At 54.6% G+C, this 11,469-nt stretch carries 11 protein-coding genes; all 11 read right to left on the reverse strand.

Annotated elements, in window-relative coordinates:
• Positions 1–143 precede the first annotated feature (143 nt).
• Positions 144–2,240, reverse strand: a complete 2,097-nt coding sequence (gene pnp, locus PSTEL_RS15505; RefSeq protein ID WP_038696651.1) for a polyribonucleotide nucleotidyltransferase — start codon at positions 2,238–2,240, stop codon at positions 144–146.
• A 302-nt stretch (positions 2,241–2,542) separates the two neighbouring features.
• On the reverse strand, positions 2,543–2,812 hold the full coding sequence (gene rpsO / locus PSTEL_RS15510; RefSeq protein WP_025335318.1) for a 30S ribosomal protein S15: 270 nt from the start codon (positions 2,810–2,812) through the stop codon (positions 2,543–2,545).
• A gap of 202 nt (positions 2,813–3,014) precedes the next feature.
• Positions 3,015–3,968, reverse strand: a complete 954-nt coding sequence (locus tag PSTEL_RS15515) for a bifunctional riboflavin kinase/FAD synthetase (RefSeq protein WP_038696654.1) — start codon at positions 3,966–3,968, stop codon at positions 3,015–3,017.
• 124 nt (positions 3,969–4,092) lie between these two features.
• Positions 4,093–5,016 (reverse strand): tRNA pseudouridine(55) synthase TruB, encoded by a 924-nt coding sequence (gene truB, locus PSTEL_RS15520; RefSeq protein ID WP_038696656.1) that lies wholly within the window; start codon positions 5,014–5,016, stop codon positions 4,093–4,095.
• Positions 5,013–5,990, reverse strand: coding sequence for a DHH family phosphoesterase (locus PSTEL_RS15525; protein ID WP_038696658.1), 978 nt, complete (start codon positions 5,988–5,990; stop codon positions 5,013–5,015). Before PSTEL_RS15525 ends, truB begins: the two co-directional genes overlap by 4 nt.
• Before the next feature lie 15 nt (positions 5,991–6,005).
• Positions 6,006–6,365, reverse strand: a complete 360-nt coding sequence (gene rbfA / locus PSTEL_RS15530) for a 30S ribosome-binding factor RbfA (protein WP_038696660.1) — start codon at positions 6,363–6,365, stop codon at positions 6,006–6,008.
• A 19-nt stretch (positions 6,366–6,384) separates the two neighbouring features.
• Positions 6,385–8,964, reverse strand: coding sequence for a translation initiation factor IF-2 (gene infB / locus PSTEL_RS15535; protein ID WP_245625197.1), 2,580 nt, complete (start codon positions 8,962–8,964; stop codon positions 6,385–6,387).
• Between the two features lie 55 nt (positions 8,965–9,019).
• The gene (locus PSTEL_RS15540; protein ID WP_038696664.1) at positions 9,020–9,343 is read right to left on the reverse strand and encodes a YlxQ family RNA-binding protein; all 324 of its coding nucleotides are present in this window, start codon (positions 9,341–9,343) and stop codon (positions 9,020–9,022) included.
• On the reverse strand, positions 9,336–9,647 hold the full coding sequence (gene rnpM / locus PSTEL_RS15545) for an RNase P modulator RnpM (RefSeq protein ID WP_038696666.1): 312 nt from the start codon (positions 9,645–9,647) through the stop codon (positions 9,336–9,338). The genes PSTEL_RS15540 and rnpM overlap by 8 nt, the downstream gene beginning before the upstream one ends.
• A gap of 23 nt (positions 9,648–9,670) precedes the next feature.
• On the reverse strand, positions 9,671–10,768 hold the full coding sequence (gene nusA / locus PSTEL_RS15550; RefSeq protein WP_038696667.1) for a transcription termination factor NusA: 1,098 nt from the start codon (positions 10,766–10,768) through the stop codon (positions 9,671–9,673).
• A gap of 48 nt (positions 10,769–10,816) precedes the next feature.
• The gene (gene rimP, locus PSTEL_RS15555) at positions 10,817–11,278 is read right to left on the reverse strand and encodes a ribosome maturation factor RimP (protein ID WP_038696669.1); all 462 of its coding nucleotides are present in this window, start codon (positions 11,276–11,278) and stop codon (positions 10,817–10,819) included.
• Between the last annotated feature and the right edge of the window lie 191 nt (positions 11,279–11,469).

Consider the following 11,469-nt stretch of genomic DNA (forward strand, 5'->3'; position numbering starts at 1 on the left):
AACCGGGATAAGCGGGTAAGCTTCCCTTTATTCAACTTGATTGTTCAATTTGAAAAAAAGAGCCAGAATGGTTGATCCTGCCTCTTTTCTTGTACTCTCGATTCCAAGCGTCCGAAATCGAAGCTGCCACTAACCACAGGCTATTAAGCCTTGGTCTCAGCGGTAAGAATCGCTTTGCGGGACAGGTTGACACGGCCCTGCTGGTCGATTTCGGTAACCTTGACGGTAATCGTATCGCCGATTGCGACAACATCCTCAACCTTGCCAACGCGCTCTGTGGAGAGCTGGGAGATGTGCACGAGTCCATCTTTGCCCGGTAAAATTTCTACAAATGCGCCGAACTTCTCGATGCGTTTAACCGTGCCGACATAGATTTCGCCTACAACAACTTCGCGAACGATGCCCTCGATGATGGAACGGGCCTTCTGGTTCATCTCATCGTTCGAGGAAGCGATAAATACGCGGCCATCCTGCTCGATGTCGATCTTCACGCCGGTTTCTTCGATGATCTTGTTGATGATCTTGCCGCCTGCTCCGATAACATCGCGGATTTTATCCGGATTGATCTGCATGATGATGATTTTAGGCGCATACTGGGAGAGGCTCTCTCTCGGCTTCGAGATGGCTTCCATCATTTTGCCCAGAATGAACATCCGGCCTTCCTTGGCCTGCTCCAGCGCTTCCTGAAGAATCTTCCGGTCGATGCCGTCGATCTTGATATCCATCTGGATCGCCGTTACGCCTTCTGCGGTACCTGCAACCTTGAAGTCCATATCGCCGAGATGGTCTTCCATGCCTTGAATATCCGTCAGAATGGAGACATGCTCTCCGTCCTTGATGAGACCCATCGCCACGCCGGCAACCGGCGCCTTGATCGGCACACCTGCATCCATCATCGCCAGAGTACTGGCGCAGATGCTCGCCTGAGACGTCGAACCATTCGATTCCAGCACTTCGGATACAAGACGGATCGTGTACGGGAATTCTGTTTCATTCGGAATCACCTTGGACAATGCACGCTCGCCGAGCGCTCCATGACCGATTTCGCGGCGACCCGGTGCTCTAAGCGGACGGGCTTCACCTACGCTGAACGGAGGGAAATTGTAATGATGCATGAACCGCTTCGTTTCCGTCAGATCGATGCCGTCCAGAATCTGTACATCACCAAGGGCGCCAAGCGTACATACGCTGAGTGCCTGGGTTTGACCGCGTGTAAACAGACCCGAACCATGCGTACGGGGCAGCAGAGATGTATCGCACTCGATTGGACGGATTTCGTTCAGTTTACGGCCATCCGGACGAACCTTCTCATGCGTGATGAGGCGTCTGACTTCCTCTTTGACGATGTCGTGAAGCACTTCCTTCACATCGGCAATGAGCTCAGGCGTCTCGATGTATTTCTCCGTGAAGACTTCCACGGTTTCATTGTTGATGGCATCGATCGCATCCTGGCGGGCATGCTTCTCGGCGATTTTAACCGCCTCGACGAGCCGACCATGCGCAAATGCACGGACTTCGGCGTTCACGTCTGCGTTGACGGCATGCAGTTTGACCGCCATTTTTTCCTTGCCGGCGATCTCAACCAGCTCTTCGATCTTCGCAACAATGCTGCGGATTTCTTCATGGCCGAACATAATCGCTTCGAGCATGACTTCTTCCGGCACTTCATTCGCTTCCGCTTCCACCATCATGATGGCGTCTTTGGTTCCCGCCACAACGAGATAGATGTCGCTCTCTTCCTGCTGGGCAATCGTCGGATTGACGATAAATTCACCGCCGATGCGTCCTACGACAACACCGCCGATCGGACCGCTGAACGGTACATCCGAAATGCTCAGCGCAGCCGAGGTTCCGATCATGGCCGCGATTTCAGGCGAGCAGTCCTGGTCCACACTCATTACAAGGTTCAGTACCTGGACGTCATTGCGGAAGCCTTCCGGGAACAGCGGGCGAATCGGCCGGTCGGTCAGTCGGCTGGACAAAATCGCCTTCTCGCTCGGTCTTCCTTCGCGCTTGATGAAGCCGCCGGGAATTTTGCCTACTGCGTACAGGCGCTCTTCATAGTTGACGGTCAGCGGGAAGAAGTCCAGATCCTTCGGCTCGCTGGAGGCTGTAACCGTACAGAGTACCGAAGTATCGCCGTAACGGACCATAACCGCAGCGTTCGCCTGCTTGGCAAGCCGCCCCGTTTCCAGAACGAGAGTTCTGCCCCCGAGCTGCATTTCTACTTGTTTTTGCATAAAGTCCCTCCTTGGATGTTCAAGATAGCTTTATCTTAGGATAGGACTGTTTGTCCTCTCCCTATTCATTGATGCAGCGGCTTGGCCTTGCTGTAAAGATATATCATGGTTAATTGCAAGCAAAAAGACGGCCCGGCCTTTCGCTTCAGGGAAAAGCAGCCGTCTTCTCACGTCCAAATGGCCGCATACGAATTGCTAAATTTTTCCTTAATTTTCAAAAAGCAACCCAGCTGTCCCGCTGACGCTTCTCGGAAGCACATACGGTGAACAACCAGGCTGCTTTCTGGTAACCTTATGGATTATTAACGACGCAATCCCAGTTTCTCGATCAAAGCACTGTAACGCTGCACGTCTTTGTTCTTCAAATATGCAAGCAGCTTACGGCGTTGGCCTACCATCTTCAGCAATCCGCGACGGGAATGATGATCCTTCTTGTGCGTACGCAGGTGGTCGGTCAGATTAACGATGTTCTCCGTAAGGATAGCAATTTGTACTTCAGGAGATCCGGTATCGGACTCGTGAGTCTTGTGCTCGTCGATCAGTTGTTGCTTGCGTTCTTGTGTCAATGCCATCCTGTTCACCTCCTTCATTATAATCGCCTGTGGCCTCGTCACCGTCCGGTGACCTCGAATGACCAAGCCAAGGTTAGAGTTGTCTGGGCTCGCCCGGCAACGTTAATCAGTATAGCACTATCGGATACAAAAGTAAACGCGCAAAGAGGAAAGAATAGGAATGATTCCATCATACGGTTTAACTGTGCTTGTGTCTGTATAGCTAGACTTTCTTATTCTTCAAAAGATTCTCTGCTGTCTCGGCATCCAGACGGATCTGCGAGACGAGAGCGTCGATAGAGTCGAACTTGCGCTCCGGACGGATAAACTCAACGAGCTCCACCGTCATCTCCCGGCCGTACACATCTCCGGAGAAATGGAGTAAATGCACTTCGAAGGTCGGCGCCGTCACGCCTTCATGAAAAGTCGGCTTAACTCCGACATTCATGACGCCCGGCAGTACATCGCCATCAAGATGGGCTAGAACAGCATAGACGCCTTTGGCGGGGATAACGTACCTGTCCTCCAGCCGCAGATTGGCGGTTGGGAAACCGATCGTCCGGCCCCGCTGCTCGCCGTGCTCCACCACGCCGCGAAGATGATAACAGCGGCCGAACCACAGGTTGGCCAGCTCCATAGCGCCGGTCTGCAGAGCCTTGCGGATGCCGGAGCTGCTCACCTTCTCACCGTTCAATTGAAACGGAGGGACGGTCTCAACCTGCATGAAGTCAAGGCCCAGTTCCCGAAGCTTGTCAGCGTCGCCCTCCCCCTTGTATCCGAAATGGAAGTCAAAACCGACCACCGCCATCGAAATATTCAGGGGACGCAGCATATTCGCGACAAATTCCTCCGGGCTGACCTTTGAAAGCTGATCGTTAAACTCGATGACATACATAATGTCGACACCCATCTCGTCGAGCAGCTGCGCTTTGTCGGCCGGAGGAGTCAGATAGCCTTCATAATCGCCTTTGCCCATAACATCTTTGGGATGAGGGTAAAAAGTGATCACAGCCGCGGGAACACCTTCTTCGCGGGCTTTCGATACCGCTGCGGTGATCACGCTCGCATGCCCGCGATGCAGGCCGTCGAACTGTCCCAGAGCAGCAATTTGCGGCTGCTGCGGGATTCCTTCCGCATTCCCGGGCGGCACCGGATAGGTTAACGTTACGGTTCTCACGCTGCATTCACCTGCATTTCACTAATATAATAGCAATTCAAGCTGCCTGTTGATTCAACAAGGCATTTATTAACGGAGAGCCGAGGACTCCCTGGCACGGATACAAGCCCTCTATGCTTCGCTCTTACTTCTGGCCAGCCTCCGAGAACACCTTCACAGGTGCAATCGAGCCCGTCTCCTCGCGCTCATAAATGCCAAGAAAGACTCCCGTCCGGTCGTAGAGACGAATCGGGCCCTTCTCTTGTACCGCAGGGTTGACCGCTTGTGCGGACAGCCGCTGTCCTTGTAGAGCCGCTGCCCGCTTCTCGTCCGACACGGTGAAAGCAGGCATATGCGAAATGGCTTCATCCGCCGGAATCAGAAAAGGCTGCAGTGTTCCGTTCAGGCAGTGTTCAGCGATCTGATCCAGTGTCAGGCACCGCTCTTCCCGGATTCCAGCAGACATCGTCCGCTCAAGCCTGACCATCACGCCAGGGAGCGACAGCGCGCGTCCAATGTCCACGCACAGCGTACGGATATACGTTCCTTTGGAGCACAGCACCCGAAACGTAATATCAGGGTATTTGCCGTCCCAAACCATATTCAGCATTTCGATTTCGTAGATTTCGACTTCCCGGCTTTTGCGCTCTACCGTTTTGCCTTCCCGGGCAAGTTCGTAGAGCCGTTTGCCGCCAACCTTGACCGCGGAGTACATCGGAGGCGTCTGGGAAATGACACCTTTAAACGAATTCAGTGTCTTTCTTACTTCTTCCTCGCTGATGTGAACCTCGTCTGCCGCTTCCGTGATGGTGCCCGTAAGGTCCTCTGTGTCGCTTGACATGCCGAGCCTTAATGTTGCGACATACTCTTTGGGCAGCTCCTGGATATATTCGACAACCCGGGTAGCCCGTCCAAGACAGAGCGGCAGTACGCCGGTAACCTGGGGATCGAGCGTACCGGTATGGCCGATCCGCTTCATACCGAGCAGACGGCGCGCTTTGGCGACGACGTCATGCGAGGTAAAGCCCGCCGGCTTGTACACGGCAAGTACGCCTTCGTAGTCGCTCATAGAAGCCGGCTGACCTCCTTCACTACATGAGGAATCGCCTGCTCCAGAGGCAGATCAACCTTCGCTCCTGCTGCCCGGGTATGCCCGCCTCCGCCGAAGGTCTGCGCAAGCGCCGCGACGTTGACTTTGCCCGCCGACCGAAAGCTCACCTTAACCGCCTGGTCATGAATTACCTTGAAGAGCATGCCAACCTCGACGCCCCGGATATTGCGGGGATAATTCACAATTCCCTCCAGATCCTCGTTCGCTGCTCCGCAGTCCAGCATGTCCTGCGGCGTCACGCTGACCCAGGCAACATCGCCGTTCGGCGACATCTCAAGCGTCTGGAGCGCACGGCTCAGCACCTTCACCTGAGGCAGGGTCATTTCTTCAAGCAGCGTTTCGGCCAGCTCCGGACCCTTGACGCCATGTGACAGCAGATCCGATGCGGCTTCCATCACTTTCGGGGTCGTATTCGTATAGCGAAACCCGCCGGTATCCGTCAGGAGCCCCGTGTACAAGGCGGTTGCGATGTCGATGTTCCAGGCGATATCGAATGTCTTCAGCAGATCATACAGGATTTCCGCCGTTGCGGCGGCGTCCGGTTTGATCAGCTGAACGGCTCCATATCCGTTATTGGTAGGATGGTGATCAATATTGACGATGGACGCTCCCGGCTCGAAATAGCGCTGGGTCAGACCCACCCGCTGAAAATCGGCGCAGTCCACACAGATGACGTTGCTGAAGGTGCGTTCCGGGGGATTGACCGACATATTGGCAATTTTGTCCGCTTCCCACAGATAGTTCATGCGTGTAGGAATCGGCCCTTCATTCAGCATACTGAATTTCTTGCCCAGACATGAGAGAAGCCAGCCCACCGCTAGGGTTGAGCTGACTGCATCTCCGTCCGGCTGAATATGCGACACTACAAGAAAATCATCGTGGTCCAGCAGAAATTGCTTTGTCTGCCGAAGACTTTGTTCATAGCTCTGCATTCGCCGTCTCCTTTATTATTCCTTACTTTCATCCGGTTTGCCGATATCGCCCAGCAGCTTCTCAATCCGGCTGCCATATGCGACGGACTCGTCAAACTTGAAGATCAGCTCCGGCGTATGCCGGAGGCGGATCGCCTTGCCAAGCTCCGTGCGGAGAAAGCCGTTCGCCTTCTCGATCGCTTTAAGCGAAGCGTTCTTCTGCTCGTCGTCTCCGAAGACACTCAAGTAAACCTTGGCCTGGGAGAGATCGTTCGTGACATCGACACCTGTTACGGTGACGAAGCCAACTCGCGGATCTTTGAGCTCGCCCTGAATCAGCCGGCTCAGTTCCTTCTTGATTTGTTCGCCGACGCGTCCGGCTCTAATTTTGGACATATTTCTTCACCTCTTTAAGTTAGCGCTCCACGGTTTCCATGATGAACGCTTCGATGACGTCGCCTTCTTGGACGTCATTATAGCGTTCCAATGTAATGCCGCATTCATAACCCTGCGCTACTTCCTTGGCATCATCCTTGAAGCGTTTCAGGGAGTCGATCTTGCCCTCGAACACGACGATGCCGCTGCGGATAACGCGTGTCTCGGCATTCCGCGCGATTTTGCCGTCCGTAACCATACAACCGGCAACAGCGCCCACCTTGCTGATCTTGAAGACGTTGCGCACTTCGGCGTGTCCGATAACGCTCTCCTTGTACACCGGCTCCAGCATGCCCTTCATGGCTTGCTCGATCTCCTCGATGACATTGTAGATGATGTTGTGCAGACGAACGTCGACCTTCTCCTGCTCGGCGGCAGCCTTCGTCTGGGCGTCAGGACGGACGTTGAAGCCGATCACGATGGCATTGGAAGCGGCAGCCAGTGTAATGTCGGATTCAGTGATTGCGCCGGCACCGCTATGAATGATCTTGACGCGCACGCCTTCCACTTCAATCTTGGCAAGCGAGCTCTTGAGTGCTTCGACCGAACCCTGCACGTCACCCTTGATGATAACGTTAAGGTCTTTGATTTCGCCCTCTTTAATATGCTTGAACAGATCATCCAGCGTTACGCGGCTGTTCGTGTTAAGCTCGGACTGACGCTGCGTGATCGCACGCTTGTCGGCGATTTGACGCGCCTTCCGCTCGTCTTCGAACACCATGAACGGATCGCCGGCTTGCGGCACTTCCGTAAGACCCGTAATTTCGATCGGAGTGGATGGTCCGGCTTCCTTCAGTCTGCGTCCCTTGTCGTTCACCATGACGCGGACACGTCCGAAGCAGTTCCCTGCAACGAAGGCGTCGCCTACCTTCAGTGTACCGTTCTGCACGAGAATGCGGGCAACAGGTCCGCGACTCTTATCCAGCTCGGCTTCGATAACAGTACCGCGAGCCCGTTTGTCCGGATTCGCCTTGTATTCGTTGACCTCTGCCACGAGCAGGATCATTTCGAGCAGGTCTTCAAGACCGATGCGCTGTTTGGCCGACACATTAACGAAGATCGTGTCGCCGCCCCACTCTTCCGGCACCAGCTCATAATTGGTGAGCTCCTGCTTCACACGGTCAGGGTCTGCACCCGGCTTGTCGATCTTGTTGACCGCTACGATAATGGGAAGTCCAGCGGCTTTGGCGTGGTTGATCGCTTCAACCGTCTGCGGCATAACGCCGTCGTCGGCCGCTACAACGATAATGGTCATATCAGTAACCTGTGCTCCGCGTGCGCGCATTGCCGTAAAGGCTTCGTGACCCGGAGTATCGAGGAACGTAATTTTCTTATGGTTGATTTCGACCTGGTAAGCGCCGATATGCTGGGTGATACCGCCTGCTTCACCGCTTGTCACGTTCGTGGAACGGATGGCGTCGAGCAGGGTTGTTTTACCATGGTCGACGTGACCCATGATGGTTACAACAGGAGGACGGGCCTTCAGATCTTCCGGAGCGTCATTCTCCTCGACCGTCTCGAAGCGGTCTTCCTCTACCGGAATCTTCACTTCGACTTCAACGCCGAACTCGCCGGCGAGCAGTTGAATGGTGTCGATATCGAGCTCCTGGTTGATGGTAGCCATTACGCCCATCAGAATGAGCTTCTTGATAACCTCGGAAGCATCCTTATGCAGCAGCTTGGCGGTCTCGCCGACCGTCATGTTGCCGCGAACAATAATCTTCTTCGGCGTATTGTCGATCTTCTCGCGGCGTTCCGTCTGCTGCTGGTACTTGCCGCGCTGGTTCTTGCCGCCGCGTCCGTTATTCCGGAAGCCGCCGTTCTTGCCGTCTTCAAAGCGCTTCTGGCCGCCACCGCCGCCGGAACGGTTCTTGTTCCGGTCGCCGCCGCGGTTGAAGTCCCCGCCCTGCTGGGAACGGCTTTCACCGGAACGCGGTGCGCTGCCTTGTCCCTGCGGGCGATTTCCGCCGCCGCCAAAGCCGCCTTGGCGCTGGCCTCCGCCCTGTCCCTGCGGACGGTTTTCGCCCTGGCGCGGCGCTCCGCCTTGTCCTTGCGGACGGTTGCCGCTGCTCGGACGAGGCGCGCCGCCTTGTCCCTGCGGACGGCCTTCACCCTGGCGGGGAGCGCCGCCTTGTCCCTGCGGACGGCCTTCGCCCTGACGAGGCGCTCCGCCTTGTCCTTGCGGACGGCCGCCACTCTGGCGCTGTGCTCCGCCTTGTCCCTGCGGACGCTGCTGAACGGAGCCTGATTGATTTCTGCGGGAATCCTGCCCGCTTTGAGGTCTGGACGACATGGTCGATTGGTTTTGGTTTGGTTTGTTCATACCTACCTGCTTTTCTGTTTGATTTTTGTTATTGGCTGGAGCATCTGCAGTTGCGGTTGCCGCTTGCTGGACCGGACGGCCTCCGCCGGCGTTCTCCCGTTTCGCCGCCGCATTGCTCTTAATATCCTTAAAGAACTGCTCCACCTTCGATACGGCGTCATTCTCCATGACGCTCATATGATTATTCACCGGAACGTTCAGTCGTTTCAGGATTGTAATAATTTCCTTGCTGCTCATGTTCAGTGATTTGGCATATTCGTACACACGCAGCTTATCCTTGCTGTCTTGTTGTTTAGTCAATCATTCCACCTCCGACATTGTCTCCGAGCTGCTTGGAGATCATTTCCGCGAATCCTTTATCCGTGACCGCCAGTACGACGCGTCCGTCTTTCCCGATTGAGGCTCCAAGCAAATCCCGGTTAAATTCGATCACGAGCGGAATATTGTAGGTCCCGCATTTGTCGCGGAATTTCTTCTGAGTATTATCCGAAGCGTCTCCCGCCAGGAGAACCAGCTTCGCTTCCGCCGAACGGACCGCTTTCAGCACACTTTCTTCGCCGGTCACCACTTTCCCGGCCCGCATCGCGAGACCGAGATTGGACAACGCCCTACTCATCGTCACCAGCAGCTTCCTTGGCGGCTAAGAACTGCTCCTCCACAGATACGAAATCCCGAGCCAGCTGTTCATAGATTTCCTGGCTTACAGGAACCTTCAGCGCCCGGTCCAGCGCCTTGGTCTTCTGTGCAAGCTTGAAGCATTCCAGCTTACCGCAAATATAAGCTCCGCGGCCTGATTTCTTGCCGGTCAGATCGATAAGCACTTCTCCATCCGGCGTTCTAACGATTCGGATCAGCTCTTTCTTCGGCATCATTTCCTGACTAGCGACGCATTTGCGCAGCGGCACTTTTTTCTGTTTCATCTACAGCCACCCGCCTTCTATAATTAGTCGATGGAGACGGAATCCTGATGCATTTCATCACTTGGCGTTTTGGGTCTGCCGAATTCCTGCTCCGCCTGGGTCTCGCTCTTGATGTCGATCTTCCAGCCTGTCAGCTTGGCCGCCAGACGCGCGTTCTGCCCTTTGATGCCGATGGCAAGCGACAGCTGATAATCAGGCACGATTACGCGGGCCATCTTCTCGGCTTCGAACACTTGAACCTCCAGAACCTTGGAAGGGCTGAGCGCATTCGCCACATATTCCTCGACGGATTCCGAATAGCGCACAATATCGATTTTCTCGCCGCGCAGCTCCGTTACGATCGTCTGGACGCGCATGCCGCGGGGACCGACGCAGGAGCCAACCGGGTCCACTTCGGCATTGCGGGAATAGACGGCGATCTTGGAGCGGAAGCCCGCTTCCCGGGCTACGGACCGTATTTCTACGACACCGTCGAAAATTTCCGGAACTTCAAGCTCGAACAAGCGCTTCAGGAGGCCCGGATGCGTGCGGGACAGCAAAATTTGCGGACCCTTGGTCGTGTTCTCGACCTTCGTAATATAAGCCTTGATCCGTTCGCCATGCTTGAATTTCTCACCCGGCATCAATTCGTTCAGCGGAAGAACCGCTTCGATCTTGCCAAGATCGACATACACATTGCGAAGATCCTGACGCTGCACGATACCGGTCACGATATCTTCTTCCTTGTCGATAAAAGCATTGTAGATCAGGCCGCGTTCCGCCTCGCGAATGCGCTGCGTCACAACCTGCTTGGCGGTCTGGGCAGCGATGCGTCCGAAGTCTCTCGGGGTTACCTCAAGCTCAGCCACATCTTCCAGCTGAAAATGCGGGTTGATTTCGCGTGCCGCCGGAAGAGAAATCTCAGTGCGCGGATCCAGCACCTCTTCGACAATCAGCTTGCGCGCATACACCTTGATAACGCCGGTATTGCGGTTCATGTCGACACGAACGTTCTGCGCGGCGTTGAAATTTCGTTTGTAGCTGGAGATCAGCGCCGCCTCAATGGCCTCGAACAGCACATCTTTGCTGATGCCTTTCTCTCTCTCCAGTTCATTCATAGCTTCGATAAAATCCATACTCATGAAAAATCCGGTCCCCCTTTCAAAACCTAAACAAGAAGTTTTAATTCTTTAGAAAATAATGGCCAATCTCGCGCTGGCGACTTTGGCGTACGGAACGACATGCTGTTTTTTGCCTGCAGAGATGAGCATTTCCCCGTCTTCAAACGAAAGCAGCCGGCCTTCAAATTCCTTCAGGCCACCGATCGGCTCGTAAGTCGTGACGAACACGTCCTTACCGACAGCCTTGGATACTTCCTCCGCCTTCTTAAGCGGACGCTCGGCCCCCGGAGAGGATACTTCCAGGAAATAGGCTCCCGGGATCGGGTCGTTCTCGTCAAGCTTTGTGCTGAGGTACTCGCTGATAACTCCGCAGTCGTCGATATCGATGCCGCCGTCCTTGTCCACGAATACGCGCAGGAAGAAATTGGAGCCTTCCTTCACATATTCCACATCCACCAGTTCGAATCCATTCTCGTCCAGATAGGGTTTCAGCATCGTTTCAACAGTGTCCTTGATTTTGGATGCGCTCAAATACAACTAACCTCCACGTACTTGTCTTATGCTCTATGCAAGGATAAACGCCTGACGGCATCATTCAGACACCAGGCGTTTAGTGAGAAATATAAGGCTCTAAATAAGCAAAACGCTTATAAATTCTTATATTTCAAATAAGAAACGGCTGCGCCGCCATCCGGCCATAGCCTTGGGTGCGGCATGATGCG

Source organism: Paenibacillus stellifer (genome assembly GCF_000758685.1).
GTDB classification, from domain to species: domain Bacteria; phylum Bacillota; class Bacilli; order Paenibacillales; family Paenibacillaceae; genus Paenibacillus_AQ; species Paenibacillus_AQ stellifer.